Here is a 19,743-nt window from a genome sequence, read left to right on the forward strand (position 1 = left end):
GTAACAGAAAATAACTCCACAAAGAAACAAACTTTCAGGAATAAAAGTTATGTTTGCAAGAATGATAGTTTTACTATCAGTTAAGAAAGCAATTTTATGGCAACTATAAATTCATATCAACAACCCCCACCAACGCCCACCCAACGGCTTCTCCGGCTGCTCGGAACCGAAAAAAAAGACATTGGGTACATTTATCTCTACGCGCTGATTACGGGCTTAATCAGCCTTTCCCTGCCGCTCGGTATTCAGGCGGTTTTCAATCTGGTGTCCAGCGGGCTGGTGTTCAGTTCGGTCTATGTCCTGATCGGTCTGGTCGTGGTGGGTGTGCTGGCGGCCGGGCTGCTGGTGGTGGGTCAAATGACGCTGGTGGAAGTGCTGCAACAACGCATTTTTGCCAAAGCAGCTTTTGAGTTTGCCTACCGGCTCCCCCGGATTCAGCCCGAAGCACTCTCGGCGTATTACCCGCCCGAGTTGATGAACCGGTTTTTCGACGTACTGACGATTCAGAAGGGATTACCCAAATTATTGATCGACCTGACGGCGGCCGCAGTACAAATTCTGTTTGGGCTCATCCTGCTCTCGTTCTACCACCCGGTTTTTCTCGGATTTGGTTTTTTCACCCTGCTGGTCATTTTTGGCGTTAGCTGGCTCTACGGGCCGCGGGGCATTCGTACGAGCCTGGATGAATCCAAATACAAATACAAGGTGGTCAGTTGCCTGGAAGAATTCGCCCATGATCTCCCCCGCTACCGACACCAGAACGACCCGGAGCCGATCGACCGGATCGACGAATTGGTGGCCAATTATGTATCCAATCGAAATTCGCACTTTAGCGTCCTGAAACGGTTCTTTTACAGCGCCATCGCCTTCCGGACCCTGATCACCGGTGGTTTGCTCATCCTGGGTACATCGCTGGTCATCAGCCGGGAAATGACGCTGGGACAGTTTGTGGCGGCCGAACTGGTGATCGTCCTGATTTCCGGATCGGTGGAGAAACTGATTTCGGGCATCGACACGGTTTTCGATATGCTGACCGCCGTCGAAAAAATTGCCAACGTTACGGATTTACCACTCGAAACCGACTCAGCAACCCATGCTTAATATATCCAATCAACGGGTCGATGAGGCACTACTCACCCATTACCCGCTCAAAACCCTCCGAACCCTGCCCCAGCCCGAGAGCGGTCGGCGGTTGGGTCGCTGGATGCTGGTCATGCTGCTCATCGGCCTGATTGTCATGTTTCTGCCGTGGCAGCAGAACCTCAACGGCGAAGGAACCGTCACGGCCCTGACGCCCCAGGATCGCCCGCAAACCATCCAGAACGCCATCGCCGGCCGGATTGAACGCTGGAAAATTCAGGAAGGCCAGTACGTCAAAAAAGGAGATACGATGCTGGTGATCTCCGAAATCAAAGACGAATATTTCGACCCCAGACTTCCCCAGCGGCTCGACGAACAACTCGACGCCAAACAAGGCAGCCTGGAAGCCACCGATGCCAAAATCTCGGCCCTCGACGGACAGATTGCCGCCCTCAAAACCGGTTTGCAGGTCAAACTGGCGTCGGCCCGGAACAAGATTCGCCAGAGCGCATTCAAAGTGACCAGCGACAGCACAGACCTGCTCGCCGAACGGAAGAATTACCAGATTGCCCTCGACCGGCTGGAGCGTTACGAGAAAGGCTACAAAAACGGTCTGTTTTCACTCACCGACCTCGAATCCCGGCGGCTGAAAGTGCAGCAGGACTATGCCAAGGTGATTGCGTGGGAGAACAAGCTCAACGTCTCGCGGCAGGAACTGGTCAACGCCCGGCTCGACCTGAACACGATTCAGGCCGATTACCAGGAAAAAATTGCCAAAGCCCTCTCGGATCGCAGTTCGGCGGTTTCGTACCGGGCCGAAGCCGACGGCGAGATTTCCAAAATCCGGAATAAAATCAGCAGTGTGGACGTTCGGCGGGGGTTGTATGTCGTGCGCGCTCCGCAGGATGGCTACGTGGTTCGCTCGTTGAAATTCGGAATTGGCGAGACCATCAAGGAAGGCGAATCCATCGCCAGTCTGCAACCCGCCAACCCATCCATCGCCGTCGAACTCTACGTCCGGGCAATGGACGTGCCGCTGATTCAACGCGGGCGCGAAGTCCGGATTCAGTTCGATGGCTGGCCGGCCATTCAGTTTTCGGGCTGGCCGACGGTGGCCGTCGGCACGTTCGGGGGCGAAGTGGCCGTTATCGATGCCGTCAGCAGTGTCAACGGGAAATACCGCCTGCTGGTGCGGCCCAAAGCCCGGCCCAGCGACCAGCCCTGGCCCAAACAGTTGCGCGTCGGCTCCGGGGTGTATGGCTGGGTGATGCTCGACGACGTACCGATCTGGTATGAGATCTGGCGGCAGTTGAACGGTTTTCCGCCCAGTTTGAAAGAAGAACCTAAAGAGGAAAAGAAGGCATGAAACGTCTCATCCTACTCTACGGGCTCTTGCTGCGTGGCGCGGTGTTCAGCACAACGTTCGGGCAAACTCCGACGCCCTCCCCGGATACGACGGTTTTTTCGGCGGCTGATTTCTATCGGGTGGTGGCCCAGCATCACCCGATCGTCCGGCAGGCTGCTTTGCTGAATGAGGAAGCCCGGCAGGAAATCCGTCAGGCGCAGGGTGCGTTCGACCCGAAGCTGTTTTCGGCCTATGACCGCAAGGAATTCGGCAATAACCTGTATTACGACAAGTGGCAATCCGGGTTGGCGATTCCGGTTTTGCCCGGCGGCATCGACGTCAAGATGACCTATGACCGCAACCGGGGCGAGTACCTGAATCCGGAATACCGGGTGCCGTCTTCCGGTCTGGCGGCTGTGGGTCTGAGCGTCCCGATCGGGCAGGGTTTGTTGATCGACGCTCGGCGCAATGCCTTGCGTCAGGCGCAGTTGGCGGTCAATCTGGCGGATGCCGATCGGTTGAAACTGATCAACAAAACGCTGTTCGACGCGGCCAAAACGTATTGGGACTGGTATATGACCTATCAGCAGTATCAGTTGATCCGGCAGGGCTACCAACTGGCCGACACCCGGTTTCGGGCCATGCGGGAACGGGCCGCCCTGGGCGATGTGGCTCCCATCGATACCACCGAAGCCCTGATTACGGTGCAGGATCGGCTGGTGCAACTCCAACAGGCGGAAGTCGACTGGCAGAACGCCCGCTTGCGGCTGACGGCTTTTCTGTGGATCAGCGATGATGCGAATACACCGCCCAAACCGGTTGACCTGCCCCTCGCGGTGGTGCCGCAGACTGCTCCGCTTGATCGAACCACCGAAGCCCAACTGCAAAATCTGCTGAGTCGGGCGGCAGAACAGCACCCCGAATTGTTGAGTCTGGCGGCCAAAGGGCAACAACTGGCGGTGGAAGAGCGGTTTCGGCGGTCGCTGCTGCAACCCCAGATCACGCTGAATGCCAGCCTATTGAGTCGTACACCTTTGCCGGGATTGGGTTACGATGGCCCCAGCTACTACGCGTTTCGGCCCGAAAACCACAAAATCGGTCTGGATTTGACGTTTCCGCTCTTCCTGCGCAAAGAGCGCGGCAAACTCCGGCAGGTGCAGATCAAAAGCCAGCAGTTGAACCTCGAACGGCAGCAAACCGGCCGTGACATTGCCAACGACGTACAGGCCGCCTGGAACGAACTAAAAACGCTGGAGGGGCTGATTACCGTTCAACAACAGACGGTTGCCAACCAGCAAACGTTGGTACGGGCCGAGCAGCAGAAGTTCGACATCGGTGAAAGTTCGCTCTTTCTGATCAACAGCCGGGAAACCAAACTAATCGATTTACAAGTCAAACTGGAAGAATTGCGGGCCAAATATCAGAAAGCCGTTGCCGCGCTCTGGTATGCAGCCGGAACCAACTCGGGATCGTTGTAATGATAGGGTCATCCCGACGGGATTCATTGCTTGCGGGGTTGATCGTTTCGGCGGGGTTAAACCGCCCTACAAAATGAGTCATCCCTACGGGATTCATTGCTTGTGGGCTTGCGCTTTCGGCGGGTTAAAACCCACCGCTACAAGATGATTCATCCCTACGGGATTGGACAATCCAAAAATCCCGTAGGGATGAATCATCTTGTAGCCCCCGGTCGAAACCGGGGGTAAAGATCGAGGTCGTTTTAAAATCAATCCCGTAGGGATGACCCATCTTGTAGCCCCCGGTTTCGACCTGAAAGGTGAACCTACCGCACATACCGGTTGAACTGCAATCCCTGCCCATACACCGCCGTGACCAGCAATGGGTCCAGGCCTTTGCCGGAAACCACCAGCGACTTCCGGGCGTCGCCGGTAATGCGCAAGCCACTTTCGCGGGGCATGAGCGGTTTAAAATGGCCGTGGCCGTCGCCCAGCAACACCAGCCCGAACGAAGCATCCTGGCGCCCCATGTTGACTTCGTTCGGGTAAAAATTGCCGGTCAATACCGCATCCAGCTTGCCATCGTGGTTCACATCCTGCGGAATAATCTCAAAAACCGGTGACTGCTGCGCCAGGCGCGGCAGGGGCGTTACTTTAAATTCACCATTGCCCAGGTTCTCGATGTAGGCACTTTCCAGGTACGTGGCCTCAACCTCATAAGCTCCGTCGAGGTCGTCTTTCGTCAGTAGTTCGTCAAACGTCACCTTCGCATAGTCGGCATACCGCTGGTATTTGCGCCGGAACTGAATCACCTGCTGGTTCAACGCATCGCGGGGGATAGCCGGATATTGAACACCCTTGATGAAATACCCCATCAGCGGATCGAACGTGCCATCTTTGTTGAAGTCTTTCGCAATCATTATGATCGGCTCTTTTTCCGACGCCCGGTAAAGCGTGTTCAGCCCTTCGTTGCCGGCGATGTAGTCCAGATCGCCGTCATTGTCGAAATCGCCCTGCGCGAGGGAATTCCACCAACCTTTTGAATGAGCGAATGAGCGAATGAGCGAATGAGTGAATAAACGGGTAGAAGGTTGCTTGCCACTCATGTTTTGCAACAGAGTTAAGGGCATCCATTCGCCGGCGATTAGCAGGTCGGGCCACTGGTCGTTGTTGGTGTCAGTCCAGAGGGCGGTGCAGACCAGACCGGCTTTCAGGAGCGATGGGCAAAGCTGGGCGGTGACGTCCGTAAACTTGCCGGAACCGTTTTTGGTGTCGTTGCGGAGTAAATAACTCCGGGCCGGAAGCGGATACTGGCCGGGAATCTGCCGACCGCCGACGAACAGATCAAGGTCTCCATCACGGTCGTAATCAGCCGCCACCACGCAGGAACCGCTGCCCGACACATCCGGCAAGGCATTGGCCGGAGCCGGACTAAAATTGCCCTTTCCGTCGTTCACGTACAACCGATCCTGGTAAAAGAGTTTGTCGGACGCAGGCCGTTCGGCTCCCCCGCCAACCACGTACAAATCCAGGTCTTTATCGCCGTCGGCATCGAACAGCAAGGCGGCCGTATCGTCGTGGTTGGGGTGAATCGGGAACGGTTTTTTGGTAAAACCGCCGGTTTTGGTCCGGATCAGAAAACAGGCTTCACTGCCCCGGTAGGTTCCTCCCGCGAAGCAATCGTCCAGACCGTCGCCGTTGACATCACCGGAAGCCAGCGCAAAACCGGTGCGCGACAGCATTTTGTGCAAAGCCGCCGTCTGTTTGAAATCCACAAACCCCGAAGAACGGTGCTGAAAATCCATCGGAATCTCATCCGTTACATTTGCAAAAAACGGGTTGTCGGTTTTCGGAGTAGCTTTAATGACGCCTTTTTGGGCCTGACTAAACCGAAGCGTCAGGCGTTGGTCCGCCGGAATCCGGTACTGCTTTTCGGACAAGCCGCCCGGCCATTCCACCAGCAACGAATCGATCATCGCCGATTTTCCGAGTCCAAAATGCAACAGCGGCTCGACGGACGACTGAAAACCGCGCACCACCGAGAGTTCGGCGTATTGCGGTTGTCCGCCCGCCCAAAGCGTCACTTTGGTACCAATGCCCTGCCGGTTTCCTGCCTGGCCCTCCAGTTTGATGGACACATACGGCGCCGGATTTTGCTGCTGCTGCGCCTGGTTTTGGTACACCAGTGCTTCGGAATCAATCGTATTGACGACCAGATCCAGATCGCCGTCGCCGTCCAGATCGGCATAAGCCGCGCCGTTGGAATACGACAGATCGGCCAGGCCCCAGGCTTTCGAGACATCCATAAACGACAGATCACCAGCATTTTGGTAGGCATAATTCGGCACTTTCACCTCCGGCACTTTCTGGATCAATTCCTCGCGTTTGTCCTTCTGAAACTCCGCCGTACCGAAACCGGAAAACTCCTCGGTAAACTGAATAAAATCGCGGTCGGTCACATCCCGGCGGTAGCCGTTGGTAATGTAGAGATCCTTGCGACCGTCGTTGTCATAATCGGCCAGGAGCGCGGCCCAACTCCAGTCGGTTTTGGCAACGCCCGCCAACAGCCCGATTTCACTGAACAGAGGCACTGTATTTTTCCCCGCTTCGCCCCCATCAACCCCCAGATTCAGTTGCAGCGAATTGCGCATGTACTGCATCTGGTAGCGATACGGTTCCGAAATGCTCAATTCCTTACGGTCGTAATCCTGCCCGGCCAGCATCGTTTTCTGCCGTGCGTTTTCTTCCGGCAGCATGTCAAGCTGGAAAATATCGGGCAAACCGTCGTTGTTAAAATCGGCCACATCGACACCCATGCCGTACAGACTCGTGTGCGCCGTCGCTTGCCGGATTACGTTGGTGAACGCAGGATTCTGGGGGGCGGTTTTTCCAGTATTCAAATACAGAATATCGCTGCTGATGAAGTCGTTCGAACAATAAATGTCGGGATACCCGTCTTTGTTCAAATCGCTGATGGCCAGGCCCAAGCCCAGTCCTTCGTAGACAATACCGGCCTCTCGGGAAATATCCTTGAAGACCGGGTGGCCCTGCGGACCCACACCGTCGTTGCGGTACAATTTGCCGGTGCTGGGATATGAACCGTCGTTGATGGTGGGCCGCAAATAGTTTGGATTTTGCAGATCAGGGCCGGTATTGAGCAGATAGGCATCGAGATCGCCGTCGAGGTCGTAATCAAAAAAGGCGGTTTGGGTTGTAAAGTTAGCATCCGCCAGACCGTAGGCTGCGGCCATTTCCCTGAAAACCGGGTGGCCATTCTGAACACCCTGATTGATGAACAGCAGGTTCTCCGAATGAGGCATGGCCGGGTGTTTGGCCACGCTGACGTAGATATCCAGCCAGCCATCGTCGTTTACGTCGGCCATGGAAATACCGGTACACCAGCGGTTGGTGGTTAATCCGGCGGCTTCGGTAACATCTTCAAATTTCCAGTCGTGCGTCGTGGAATCGATGCGGTTCAGATACAACTTACAACTGACCTGATTTCCGCCGAAAAACACATCCGGTTTGCCGTCGTTATCGACATCGCCGACACCGACGCCCCCGCCGTTGTAGAAATTGGTGAATGAAAACGCGTTTAACGAATCGGTCGGTTTAAGGGTATTGGCAAAGGAAATCCCGGTCTGACCGGTCGGTATCTGTTCAAAAAGCGTCGGCTCCGACTGCCGACAGGCCGTACATCCGACCATCAACAGAAGAAAAATCCGGTATAAAAAAGAGGGAAAACGCATGGATTTCACGGGCAATAACGACTGGCTGAAAGCGAATAAAGCGAGGAGCAAGCGGTTATTTACCGTTGCCCCCCGCCTTCTATACTACTTCATCAGGTTAACTATCAAAAATCAATACCCCGGGTTTTGATCAGTTGGCTCAATTTTCGGGTTATTGTCCACTTCCTGCTGCGGAATGGGCAGCAATTCGTGCTTATTTTTCTGGAAATACGTAAACGGTTCGGTTTTCAGTTTACCCGCTTTCCGCCAGCGCAGAATGTCGCGGTTGCGGATTTGTTCGCCACTCAGTTCAACGCGTCGTTCGTGCATGATGGCCGCAAAAACCTGATCTTTCGTACCAACGGGATAGGCCGCCGTCGGATAAGCCGGCATCGCGACACTCTTGCGGGCGCGAACCATATTCAGGTATTTGACAGCTTCTGTGATGGAACCGATTTCGTTTTCTACCTCGGCCATCGCCAGCAGGGTTTCGGCATAGCGCATGATCCGCTGGTTGATGCCGCCGGTCAGAAACGTCTGATCGGTTTTATACATCAGCGAGAATTTCCGCCAGCTTACCTTCATCGTTTTGCCGTCGACCACCGACGAGTTACCGTTTTGGGCGGCATCCGTCAGCACGTTTTTGTCCAGGTTATACTTGTCACCGGTTACGTAAAACGATTTGGCAAACCGGGGGTCGCCTTTCTCAAACTCATTCAGCAAACCGTTCGACGGGATCACGTTCCGCCAGCCGATGGCCGAATACTCCTGCGTCCGCACGGTTTCGGTGCCGGCGGTTGCGCCGTTTCCGTCGGCATCCCAGTTGTAGTTGCCACCCGCCGGGAAGAAATTGATTTCGAAGATGGATTCCTTGTTGAACTCGGTTTCTTCGATAAAATTATCCGAAAACTCATCTACCAGACTATACGTACCTGAGGTGATTACTTTTTGCAGTTCCACCTTCGCATTCGTATAATCGGCCTGTTGCAAATATACCCGGGCCAGCAACATCTGAGCGGCCCCTTTGGTGGCCCGGCCCAGGTTGTCGGCATTGTAGGTGGCTGGCAGGGCTTCAGCGGCTGCTTTCAGATCGGCAATGATAAAATCATACACCTCTTTTTCGGTCGAGCGGGGCAAAGAGCCTTCCACCGATGTTACGTAGTTTTTGTACAGCGGAACACCGCCCCACATCGTCACCAGATCAAAATACGACCAGGCACGCAGAAAGCGGGCTTCGGCCAGCAGCCGGGCTTTGTCGGCCGCCGGGATGTCGGTCACTTTCTCCGACAAATCCAGCACGACATTGGCCCGGTGAATCAGGCGGTAAAACCCTTGCCAAACCCCACTCGCAACACCGTTGTCCGTCGTGTAGCTCCCGATCAGGATCTGATTGCGGGGCGTTTCGAGTTGCCCACCACCAGCCGCAACGTCGTCACTGCGTAAATCATGGAGAAAGAACCACTCCCGCGAGGTGAGCGTATTGGCCTTCGCCATGGCATACACGGCGTTGACCGCACTGCTCAGTTCCGCACCGTTTTTGTAGAAGGTGTCGACCGTGACACCGTTTGGGTTTAGTTTGTCCAAATCACTTTCCTGACAGCCTACCATCAGACCCAGAAAAAGCACCCCGGATAAAAGAAATTTATTTTTCATCAGAATCTTTCGTTTAAATCTATTCACTGAAACTTCGCCGGTTGGATCAGAAACCGATATTCAAACCGATCAGGAGCGTCCGGGGCTGCGGATACTGGCCGTAGTCGATCCCGTTCGTCAACAATTTGGTATTGTCACCCGCCGTTCCGTTGATCCCGATTTCCGGGTCGAGACCGGTGTATTTTGTAAAGGTCAGCAGGTTGGTCGACGAAACGTAGACCCGTGCTTTCGTCAAGGTATTCATGGTGAGTTTACCCAGGATCGTCGCCGGAATGGTATAACCGATGCTGATGTTTTTCACCCGCATGTATGAACCGCTTTCGATAAAACGATCGGACGTCCGGCTGTTATTGTTCGGATCGCCACTGATGGCCCGCGGAATATCGGTGCCGGTGTTGGTTGGGGTCCAGGCATCCAGAACGCCTTTCCCGGCATTGAACAACCGCAGCATCCCTTCTTCGATCACTTTCGTGCCGTTGTAGATTTTATTGCCGTAAACCCCCTGTAGATAAACCGTAAAGTCAAAATTCTTATAGTTGGCTCCCAAGTTAACGCCGTAGCTAAACTTTGGAATGTAGCTGCCGAGGTAGACCCGGTCATTGGCGTCGATCACCCCGTCACCATTGACGTCTTTAAACTTGATATCACCTGCCGAAGTGTTCTTGGTTGGATCATGATCCTCGCGATTTTCGGGGCGGGACTGGGGTCTGGGTGAGTTATAGACCTCATCGATCGATTGATAAATCCCTTCCACCTGATAGCCAAAGAATGACTGGATGGGCTGACCGGCTTCTGTTTTTGTAATATCAGAGCCACCAAAATCTGCATTCGATCCGGAGTAGAGCGTGGCACTCGGCGTGGCCAGACTGGTGATCTGGTTGCGGGTCACGTCCATATTGGCCGACACATTCCAGCGGAAATCGCCTTCGTTCTGGTTGTAGCCCACCTGGAACTCGTAGCCCCAGTTTTTCATGCTCCCGATGTTGGCCAGTGGCGGAGACGCATACCCGATGGAATTCGGAATCGGGACATTCAGCAACAGGCCGTCGGTTTTGCGGTTGTATACTTCCGCCGTGAAAGTCAGTTTGTTACTCAACAAACCCAGATCGACCCCGACGTTGGTCATGGTGGTGGTTTCCCACTTCAGGTCCGTGTTGCCCAGGGCACTGAAATAAGAACCCAGGACTTTGTTGGCACCGAAGACGTAGTTGGTGTTGTCGGCCTGAATCAGCGATTGCCAGGCGTAGCTACCGATGCCATTGAAACCGGTCTGCCCGATACTCCCCCGGATTTTCAGTTCCGAGATGGCGGGAACGGATTTCATGAATGCTTCTTCGCTCACCCGCCAGCCCAATGACGCCGAGGGGAAGGTTCCCCATTTGTTGCCCGGTGCAAACCGCGACGAACCATCCCGGCGAACCGAGGCACTGATCAGGTATTTACCGGCAAAATCGTAGTTGACCCGACCGATGTAGGAAATCAGGCTGCTTTCGTCGCGGGTGCTCGTCACGCCCGGATTCGAAATACCCTGCAACACGTCGATGTCGTTGTTCGGGCGGAAACCGTTTCCGTTCAAATTGGAACTCCGGAAGTTCTGTTTTTCAGCAACGGCGGTCACGTTGACGTAGTGCTTGCCAAACGTCTTGTCGAAGGTCAACTGGTTGGTCAGGATGGGTGAATAGTACGACGAGCGATTGTCCTGAACTTCATTTTGCACCCGACTTTTGTAGCCATCATTATAAATCGGAAAGATGTTGGAACCGATATTGGTAACGACATCGGCCCCAAAACTGAACCGGTATTTCAGGAAGCTGGTAAATTTGATTTCCGTAAAAATCGTACCCAGCAACTTGATGCGCTGTGTATAACTTTTATCCTGCAACGCGATCCGAACCGGGTTGTCGGGGTCCGTACCATCGGCTGCCGTTGGCGAGCTATAACCGCCCACTTTGGTCGGATCGGAAACCGGCCAGTAGGGCAAGTTCCGGATGGCCTGCATGATCGCCGTACGACCGCCCCCAAAGCCCTGCTCACCGCGCATCTTGTCATACGAGAACATCAACGTCTGACCGAACGTCAGGAATTTAGTCACCTGGTGATCCGAGTTCAGCCGAACGTTGGCCCGTTTGTAGTTGGTTCCGATCAGAATACCTTCCTGATCGAAATACCCGGCGGAGGTAAAAAACCGGGATACATTGTTACCACCCGAAACCGAAAGCTGGTGTTGCTGAATCGGTGCCGTGCGGAGCAAAACGTCCTGCCAGTCGGTAGCGGTTTGGGCGAAGGTCTGCGTTGCACCGTCATAAATCGGCGTGTTCAGGTTGCTCAGGCGGCTGGGCATCGCAATCCCGGCATTCCCCAGCAGCGCCGTGGCATATTGGGTGTATTCCTGCGTGTTGAGCAGATCCAGTTTCTTCCAGGCGCTCTGGGTTCCAAAATACGTATCCAGACTGACGTGCAGTTTGCCGTCTTTCGAGCCTTTTTTGGTCGAAATGATCACCACCCCGTTCGACGCCCGCGAACCGTAGATGGCAGCAGCACTGGCGTCTTTCAGGACTTCCAGCGATTCGATGTCTTTCGGGTCGAGGTTGTTCAGATCACCCGATGGCACACCGTCGATGACATAGAGTGGCCCGGATGCGTAGTTGATGGAACCGACCCCCCGGATGCGCACGATCGGCGACTGGCCGGGGCTACCGTTGTTGACAACCCGAACGCCCGGCACCCGGCCCTGCATGGCCGACTCGGCACTGATAACGGGCAAAGCCGTTAGCTCTTTGGGCGTTACGGACGAAACCGCCCCTGTTACCGAAGCCCGTTTCTGGGTTCCGTATCCCACGACGACGACCTCTTCCAGTGCCCGCTCATCCTGCACCAGCGATACATTCAGCATGGTCTGTCCGTTCACCTGCATTTCTTTGGACGCATACCCGACAAAGCTGAAAACCAGCGTGGCATTGGCGGGGGCATTGATGGAAAACTCACCCTGTCCGTTGGTGGTCGTTCCCCGCGTCGATCCTTTGATCACCACACTCACACCCGGCAATCCTTCGCCGGTGGCATCCGTCACTTTTCCGCGAATGTCTTCCAAAGCCCGCTCCGCCGAAAGAACCGAATACCCGATTCGCTCAAGTTTAGTGATGTTCAGGTCGGCCGACGTTACGGGTTCTGTGCCGGTTTGGGGTTCGAAGACTTTCTTTTCGATCTGATTAATTTTTCGAAAAAACCGGGTACCTTTTTCTTTCGTGGCTACAATGACGTAGAAGTTGGACTGAATTTTCTCGAAAGTCAACCCTTTGTCCGACAGCAAATTCGTCAACGCTTCCTCCACCGTCCGATCCCGCCGTCCGGTCATCACCACCTTCGTATCGACCAGATCCGTCCGGTAGATAAACGAAACCCGGTAGTGTTTTTCCAGTTCCGACAAAGCCGCCTTGAGTGTAACCACCGGCGCGGCAATGTCTTTCTCCTGTTGTCTTACCCGCTGCCCGTTCGATGCAATCAGTTGAGCGTAGGTCGGCAGGGTTCCGACCACTAACACTCCCCACAGAAACAAGACTATTTTTTTCATGCGTATATAGGTTATTCAATTAAAATATAGTTGGATTTTCGGGTAATTTTTAAGTCAAAGAGGCCGGAAAGCCCTTTCAGAATCGTGTCGGCATTTTGGCCCGGAATGGTGCCGGAAAACTTTTGTTGCAGCAAGTCCCGATCCCGGATTTCGACCTCCAAACCGTAGGTATCTTTCAGAAGCTGGGCAATTTCGGACAGGGTTGTTCCGTCAAAAATCAGTTTGTTCGTGCGCCAGGACGACTGGGCCACTGCATTGACGGGCTTTTTATAAAAGTTTTTCGTTTGCGTATCCGCGTAAAACATCTCACCGGGTTTCATTTCCAGGTGGTTGCCGGGCTTGTCGGAAACCCGCATCTCAATACGGCCTTCGTTGAGCACCACTTTCGTCTGGGTTTTGCGGGTGTAAACATTGAAGCGCGTTCCCAACACTTCGACGTTCATCTGGCTGGGCAGATGCACCTGAAACCGCTGGTGGTTTTTGGTGTGAACGACTTCGAAGAAAGCCTCCCCTTCCACCCACACTTCGCGGGGCTGGTCGGCCTGCCAGTGGTCGGCAAACCGGATGGAGGAGTTTCCGTTCATCGTTACAATGGATTGATCAGGCAGCACGACCCGGCGGGTCTGGCCGAAATCGGTATGCAGGGAAAGCAGTTCGGGCGTGGCGGTTTTGCGGTAGAAGAAGAGCGAGCCGGTGGCCAGCAGCAGCACGCCAATGGTAGCCGCAGCCATCCAGGTCCAGCGCGGTCTCATTCGGCGAAAGGGAGATTCGGTCCGGGTGCCGGCTGCGTTGCGCTTGGTCGACTGGATTCGGCTAAACAACCGCTGGGCGTCGAGTCGCTCGGCGGCATTGAGCGGAATCGCTGCCGGTTCGGTCAGGTCAGCATCGAGCAGTTGCTGCAACTGGCGTTGTCCGTTAACCGTTGCCAGATGCAACAACACGATCCGAGCCTCCTCCGGAGTACACTCATTCCGTACGTACTTCTGTAGAAGTTGTGTATCCATTAATAGAGATTAGGAAATGTTCTATTCATTCCTAATTAGATACACATAAGCAGACCGGAAGTATTACTGATCGGAGAAAAAATATTAATGGAATAGAATAAAAAGGAGAACCGGAAGAATACCTTCCAGGTCGGCGTGTTTGCTGAGGTAGTCTTTTAAAAACCGGGTAGCCTGCGTGAATTGCGACTTGACGGTATTGACCGAGATGGATAATTGTCTGGCAACCTGCTCATTGTCCAGGCCACTGAACACCCGCAACCGGAACACTTTTTCCCGTTGGGGCGGTAGTTTCTGCATCCCTTGCTCCAGAATAGTCCCATATTCCTGCAATTGAAACGCGTCGCTGGTGGTATCTTCCCCGTTGAGTTCTTCCATTTCGGCAGAAAGATATTCCCAGATCGACTGGTGGTTGTTGCGAATCACGTTCAGGACGTGGTTCTTCATGGAAACCGACAGGAAGTTTTTAATGGAATACGACTCATTCAGGGCGTCCCGGTGGTCCCAGAGTTTGAGAAAGATGTCCTGAACGGCATCTTCGGCCAAGTCGGGGTTTTTCAAAAACTTGATACCAATCGCAAGCAGGTGTTTGTAGTAGCGGTAGAAAATTTCCTCAAAAGCGTTTTCGTCACCCGCTTTCAACCGCAGGGTGATCTCCTTTTCAGCGTCTTGACCCAACCGGATGGGTAGTTTTCGAATCCGCATGAACTGACCTTTTGGCTATTTTCGATGAAAGAGACGGAATGCTTTGTAACAAATAGCTAAAGTAGGCATTAAAACCGTACTATTCCAATAAAAAATTCTCTTTAATCTAAGTTTACTGTCAATTTAACACTTATTTTTTTAAGAATAATTCAATTGGTAATTACTTAATCGAATAAGCAGCAATTCTTTTAAACACGCGTCTATAAATACATAGCGAATCTTACTTATTTTTATAGTTTAGCGATCTTCCCGAAAACGAACGGAGCAAGTCTTTCCACGCCCTGATGAAGGAATTCCCATGAAAAAATTATTGATTGTTGATGACCATCGTTTGTTCGCCGACAGCATCCGGTTTCTACTGGAGCACACAACGGATTACGAAGTTGTCGGCGTGTTGCACACGGGTGCTGAAGTCCTTCCGTTTCTGGCCCTTCACAGGGTCCATATTGTGCTGCTGGACATCGATTTGCCGGATGTCACGGGGTTTGAACTGGCCAGAACCATTCAGCAAACCGATCCTGAAATCAAAATACTGGCTCTGTCGATGCTCAACGATAATCAGTCGATCGACCGGATGATCGATGCCGGAGCTGCCGGCTACTGCGTCAAAAGTGTGAGCCGGGATGAATTGGTTGCCGCCATTCAGGCCGTGGGAGACGGTGGACACTCCCTGCCCGTCGAGTATTTCACCCAATCCCGAGAGTCCAAAAACAGCGCCGACCGCCCCGTTCTTACCGGGCGCGAAACCGAGATTATCCAGCTCATTGTCAATGGAATCAGTACCCGACAAATTGCCGAAAAGTTGTATCTTAGTGAACGAACGGTGGAAACCCACCGGAAAAATATTTACCGTAAACTAGGGGTTCACACCAACGTTGAACTGACCCTCTACGCCAGGAACAATCGCATGATCGGATGAATTACTGCATTAAACTTGGCACAATCTTCGTATGGGTGTTAGCAACGGCGGTGGCCTGGGGACAAAAAACCGGGCTTACTCCTCCTTCCGATGCCTTCACCGATGCGATTCTGCTGGAGCATTATGCGCAGGAAAAAGGGCTTTCGCAGGGAACAGGCTACGCGATTGCGCAGTACGATGACTTCCTGTGGTTTGCCACCCAGGACGGTTTGAACCGGTTCGATGGGTATGCCTTTACGGTGTTCAGGCCAGGCGGTCAATTCGGCTTGAACAACAGCATTGTGCAGGCCCTCCTGCCCGATTCTCACGGGCGGTTTTGGGTCGGAACGGGGGGCGGTTTAAACCTGTATGATAAAGAAAACGAGCGCTTCAATCGGTTCAGTACCTTATCCGGGTTTGAACACACGCTCGACAGCGTCTCGATTGAGAAGTTGCTGGAAGATAAATCGGGAAATATCTGGGTCATGACCGACGAAAAAGGGCTGTTTTGTGTCAACAGTTCGACCCATCAAATCGACCGGTATTTCCCGAACGACAACTCGCTCTACGGTTTTTGCCTGGATGCGGGCGGTGCGCTCTGGCTTTCCATCTACCATGCCATCTACCGGTTTGACCCGGCTGCAAACACGTTTCGGGAAGTGATCAACCAGCAGCAGTTGGGTACGCAGTCCCCACTCGGCAGCATTCTGTTCGACGGGCAGGGAAATGGGTGGATCGGCACCCGCGAAGACGGCGTCTTCGTTTTGAAACCGGATGCAGCCCTTCGAAACATCATCCATTACCAGCATGGCGCCACCAACCATTCGCTCAGCAGCAATGAAGCAACGGCCTTGTTGCGCGACCGCTCGGGGCGCATCTGGATTGGATCGCGTACGGGCGGCATTTCCATTTACAATCCGGAAAAACGCTCTTTTTCCCATCTCCGCCACTCCCCCGCCCAAACCTACAGTCTGGCCGAAAACAGCGTCTGGAGTTTGTTTGAAGACCGGAACGGCATCGTCTGGATTGGGTTCAGCAGCCACGGAATCGACAAGTATGACCCCAACCGGTTTTCGTTCCAGCTCATTCAGCGTGACAACGACCGTCCCCTTTCGTCCTTGCCCGACAACATGATTTTCAGGCTGTTCGGTCAGGACGAAACCGTCTTTATTGGAACCGGAACCGGGGGAATGGCGCAGTACTCGCTGACAACCAAACAGGTTACGCCGGTATTGAGCAAAACCAATCTTCCCGATCGCAACCCCGATCCGATTGTCAACAATGAGGTTCGGGTTATTGTTGCCGACCGTAACAAAAAACTCTGGCTCGCCAACTCGCGCGGCCTTGTCCATTTCGATCCGGTCCGGCGAACCTACAACACCTACAAAACGGATGGAAAACGGCAGCAACTGTACGTCTATGCCGCTCATCTGGTGACCGATTCGGCCGGACGAACCCGGGAAATCTGGACCGGCGGGGGTGCGGGCCTGGCGCGTTTCGAGGTCGCGACGAAACAGTGGAAAAACTGGGACGACCTGCCGGCCCTGAAGGCCATTGAAACGTACACCATCCGGCTGATGTACGTTGATCCCCAGCAAAATTTGTGGCTGGGAACGTTGGGACACGGGTTGATCCGGTATGAGGAAAAAACAAAAAAAACCGTATCGTTTGACGACAAAAACGGGCTAACCTGCGCCAACATCCGATCGATGCTTGCGGATGGAAACACGATTTGGGTAGGCACCGACTGCGGCCTTTTTGCCATCGACCGGCTGACCCTCCGCGTCAAACGGCACTTTTCCGACCAGACGAATCCGGTCTCGTTCCGCCTGCCCAACAATGTCATTTACGGGATTCTGAAAGACAATCAGGGATTTTTGTGGCTCAGCAGCAACCTGGGTCTGACCCGGTTTTCGCCCACACAGGGCGTCCTCAAAAACTATGACCTGAAAGACGGTTTGCAGAGCAACGAATTCAATACCAACGTGTGCTACCGCCACCCCGACGGCACGTTGTTTTTTGGGGGCATCAACGGCATCAATTTTTTCAAGCCCGATCAACTCCGGAAAAACACCGTGGTGCCATCTGTCCGGATCACAAACGTGATGGTGCTGGACAGCGTCTACCCGCCCAATCAAAAAAAACTGACGCTCCGGTATAACCAGAACTTCATCGACATTGAGTTTGCCGCGCTGAATTATTCCAATACCGAAAAAAACCGGTATCAGTACCAACTGGATGGGATCGACCCGGATTGGGTGCTGTCGCAGCATCGCCGGGTGGCTCACTACACCAATCTGCCACCGGGCAACTACGTGTTTCGGGTGAAGGGCAGCAACGACGACGGCGTCTGGAACGAAACGGGAGCCTCCCTCATCATCGTGATCGAACCGCCTTTCTGGGCCACGCTGTGGTTTCGGCTGGGGTTGATGGCTTTGCTGCTGGCGGGGCTATATGGGGTGTACCGCTACCGGATCACGGATCTGAAAAGCCGTCAGGCGCACGAACTGGCGGTGTCTATCCGAACCCAGGAACTGGAACGACAGCGGTTTGCCAAAGAACTGCACGATGGCGTGGGCGCCAACCTGGCGGTTTTGAAGCTGTATCTCTCCTCGCTGGGCTCGCCCACCATTTCCGTTGACGAATTGAAAATACGCTCGATGGCGGTTTTGAAATCGTCCATCGACGACATCCGCAGCATCATCCGCAACATGCATCCGCGCAGCCTGACCGAAGCGGGACTGGAACAAACGATTTATGAACTGGTCGTTCTGCTCAACGAAAGCAACCACCTGGCCGTCAGCTTCGAAGCCCGGAATGTGCCCCAAAAACTACCCTCGGCGGTTGAAATCAACCTGTTGCGGGTGGTGCAGGAGTTGCTGCAAAATGCCGTGAAACACGCCAACGCCCGCGAGGTGTGGCTCCAGCTTCTTTACAAAACCGGGACGCTGACCCTGACCTACCGCGACAACGGGCGGGGTTTTGATCCGGCGCTGGCCCACCAGCCGTCGGGCAACGGACTGGTCAATATCAAACAGCGGATTGAACTGCTCAAAGGTGAATTTTCAGTCCATTCGGCCGAAAATGAGGGAACGACCGTCGTGATTTCGGTTCCGGTTGCGTCCTGATGCTTTCTGATCCACCAGCTTCCGGGTAGTCTACGCTTATTTTAGCCGGTTATGCGATTTCACTTTGGCCATGAACGTCGCGACGTCTTTCAGGAATTGCTCCGGACGTTCATAATGAATGTTATGCCCCGTGTTGGGGTATACTTTGTGATCAATGAGACTAGGGTGTGCCTGCTGAAGGGCTGCGTTACGGGTTTCGAAAGGAAACAAATCATCGGGGCCGGTCGGGTCCAGAATTAGGACCGGAACCGACAAATTTCGAAAGATAATTTTCGGTTCCAGAATCGACATCGATTCGGCAAAAAGCGGTACGCGGGTGGGATATAGGATGTTATCCAGGAATTGCTCCGGCGTATGCATGTTAAACAACTCCAACACGCCCGGGCTAATGGCCCATCGGCCCTCTTTGGTGGGGGCTATCCAGGCCAGCAACTCAAATTGATTCCCTTTCTGCGTGGTATCGTAGTAGGCGCGATAGGCTTCAAACTCGCTCTTGTAGGTAGTATCGGGCAATCGGTCTTTAAAAATGGCCCCTATTCGCGTGGTGAGCTGAATGGGTTTCATCGAATGATAATGCGTATTGGTAGACACAGAGCCGCCATCTTCCAGAATCAACCCGGCAACCCGATCAGGATAGGCATCATAGAAAGCCGTACTGATCATTCCCCCTCGTGACCAGCCGCCAATAACGGCCTTTTTGATCTTCAGCTCATCCAGCATGACTTTGATGTCGTCGGCCACGTGATGAAGCGAAACTTCATGCGCCGGAATCGGGGTTTGGCCATGTCCATAATAATCAATGGCAATCACATAATAACCGGCTTTCACCAGCCCCGCAGCCAGCGGCAACAGTTCCAGTGCATTCGTTAAACTGCCGTGCGACCAGACGAGTGGAAGAGCAGCAGGGTTTCCCCAGGTCAGGTAATGCATACGACCATTCTTAGTCGTAACAAAATGGCCATGCGCTTTTTCAAAGTTGACAAACTCTCGCTTGGCGTCAGCAAAGGCCTGTTCCAGTGGCGTTTGCCGACCGGTCAGAGGAGTTTGTTGCGCTCTGATATGAACACCGCCAATCAGCAGCAGAGCCATAATGGAGAAAGCCTTCAGCAGCATATCATCAGGATTTTCGATTCTATTCCGCACAAAGTAAGCCTGGAATCGCCAGAATCCGCCACAA

General features: G+C 53.7%; 11 protein-coding genes. 5 read left to right on the plus strand and 6 right to left on the minus strand.

All coding sequences use genetic code 11. The features are described 5' to 3' along the window. Positions 1-96: 96 nt before the first annotated feature. Genes DUE52_RS23055 through DUE52_RS23065 form a run of 3 tightly spaced genes read left to right on the plus strand, consistent with a single transcriptional unit; the run spans position 97 to position 3,903 of the window. On the plus strand, positions 97-1,101 hold the full coding sequence (locus tag DUE52_RS23055) for an ABC transporter transmembrane domain-containing protein (RefSeq protein ID WP_114408426.1): 1,005 nt from the start codon (positions 97-99) through the stop codon (positions 1,099-1,101). Next, on the plus strand, positions 1,094-2,446 hold the full coding sequence (locus tag DUE52_RS23060; RefSeq protein WP_114408427.1) for an HlyD family secretion protein: 1,353 nt from the start codon (positions 1,094-1,096) through the stop codon (positions 2,444-2,446). The genes DUE52_RS23055 and DUE52_RS23060 overlap by 8 nt, the downstream gene beginning before the upstream one ends. Next, positions 2,443-3,903: a TolC family protein gene (locus tag DUE52_RS23065; RefSeq protein ID WP_114408428.1), complete on the plus strand. Its 1,461-nt coding sequence runs from the start codon at positions 2,443-2,445 to the stop codon at positions 3,901-3,903. The genes DUE52_RS23060 and DUE52_RS23065 overlap by 4 nt, the downstream gene beginning before the upstream one ends. A 305-nt stretch (positions 3,904-4,208) precedes the next feature. Here DUE52_RS23065 and DUE52_RS23070 read toward each other — a convergent pair whose 3' ends face one another. From DUE52_RS23070 to DUE52_RS23090, 5 genes are all read right to left on the minus strand, one after another. Then, on the minus strand, positions 4,209-7,631 hold the full coding sequence (locus DUE52_RS23070; protein ID WP_114408429.1) for a VCBS repeat-containing protein: 3,423 nt from the start codon (positions 7,629-7,631) through the stop codon (positions 4,209-4,211). A 111-nt stretch (positions 7,632-7,742) separates the two neighbouring features. Continuing rightward, positions 7,743-9,263 (minus strand): RagB/SusD family nutrient uptake outer membrane protein, encoded by a 1,521-nt coding sequence (locus tag DUE52_RS23075; protein ID WP_114408430.1) that lies wholly within the window; start codon positions 9,261-9,263, stop codon positions 7,743-7,745. A 46-nt stretch (positions 9,264-9,309) separates the two neighbouring features. Continuing rightward, positions 9,310-12,834: a SusC/RagA family TonB-linked outer membrane protein gene (locus DUE52_RS23080; protein ID WP_114408431.1), complete on the minus strand. Its 3,525-nt coding sequence runs from the start codon at positions 12,832-12,834 to the stop codon at positions 9,310-9,312. 11 nt (positions 12,835-12,845) lie between these two features. Then, positions 12,846-13,838, minus strand: coding sequence for a FecR domain-containing protein (locus tag DUE52_RS23085; protein ID WP_114408432.1), 993 nt, complete (start codon positions 13,836-13,838; stop codon positions 12,846-12,848). Positions 13,839-13,922: 84 nt separating this feature from the next. Further along, entirely contained in the window at positions 13,923-14,540 is a 618-nt protein-coding gene (locus DUE52_RS23090) for an RNA polymerase sigma-70 factor (RefSeq protein ID WP_114408433.1), read from the minus strand. A 298-nt stretch (positions 14,541-14,838) separates the two neighbouring features. Between DUE52_RS23090 and DUE52_RS23095 the strand changes: the two genes are divergently transcribed. Together DUE52_RS23095 and DUE52_RS23100 are read left to right on the plus strand one after the other, a co-directional pair. After that, on the plus strand, positions 14,839-15,459 hold the full coding sequence (locus tag DUE52_RS23095; protein ID WP_114408434.1) for a response regulator: 621 nt from the start codon (positions 14,839-14,841) through the stop codon (positions 15,457-15,459). Then, positions 15,456-18,566, plus strand: a complete 3,111-nt coding sequence (locus DUE52_RS23100) for a ligand-binding sensor domain-containing protein (RefSeq protein ID WP_114408435.1) — start codon at positions 15,456-15,458, stop codon at positions 18,564-18,566. The genes DUE52_RS23095 and DUE52_RS23100 overlap by 4 nt, the downstream gene beginning before the upstream one ends. A gap of 36 nt (positions 18,567-18,602) precedes the next feature. Here DUE52_RS23100 and DUE52_RS23105 read toward each other — a convergent pair whose 3' ends face one another. Continuing rightward, positions 18,603-19,679 (minus strand): alpha/beta fold hydrolase, encoded by a 1,077-nt coding sequence (locus tag DUE52_RS23105; protein WP_114408436.1) that lies wholly within the window; start codon positions 19,677-19,679, stop codon positions 18,603-18,605. Positions 19,680-19,743 lie beyond the last annotated feature (64 nt).

Origin of the sequence: Larkinella punicea (assembly GCF_003334855.1) — a bacterium.
GTDB classification, from domain to species: Bacteria; Bacteroidota; Bacteroidia; order Cytophagales; family Spirosomataceae; genus Larkinella; species Larkinella punicea.

Coding starts and splice junctions, on each gene's coding strand:
- DUE52_RS23080 (WP_114408431.1), bottom strand. CDS start 12,834: ATGAAAAAAATAGTCTTGTTTCTGTGGGGAGTGTTAGTGGTCGGAACC.
- DUE52_RS23075 (WP_114408430.1), bottom strand. CDS start 9,263: ATGAAAAATAAATTTCTTTTATCCGGGGTGCTTTTTCTGGGTCTGATG.
- DUE52_RS23065 (WP_114408428.1), top strand. CDS start 2,443: ATGAAACGTCTCATCCTACTCTACGGGCTCTTGCTGCGTGGCGCGGTG.
- DUE52_RS23105 (WP_114408436.1), bottom strand. CDS start 19,679: ATGCTGCTGAAGGCTTTCTCCATTATGGCTCTGCTGCTGATTGGCGGT.
- DUE52_RS23090 (WP_114408433.1), bottom strand. CDS start 14,540: ATGCGGATTCGAAAACTACCCATCCGGTTGGGTCAAGACGCTGAAAAG.
- DUE52_RS23095 (WP_114408434.1), top strand. CDS start 14,839: ATGAAAAAATTATTGATTGTTGATGACCATCGTTTGTTCGCCGACAGC.
- DUE52_RS23085 (WP_114408432.1), bottom strand. CDS start 13,838: ATGGATACACAACTTCTACAGAAGTACGTACGGAATGAGTGTACTCCG.
- DUE52_RS23055 (WP_114408426.1), top strand. CDS start 97: ATGGCAACTATAAATTCATATCAACAACCCCCACCAACGCCCACCCAA.
- DUE52_RS23060 (WP_114408427.1), top strand. CDS start 1,094: ATGCTTAATATATCCAATCAACGGGTCGATGAGGCACTACTCACCCAT.
- DUE52_RS23100 (WP_114408435.1), top strand. CDS start 15,456: ATGAATTACTGCATTAAACTTGGCACAATCTTCGTATGGGTGTTAGCA.
- DUE52_RS23070 (WP_114408429.1), bottom strand. CDS start 7,631: ATGCGTTTTCCCTCTTTTTTATACCGGATTTTTCTTCTGTTGATGGTC.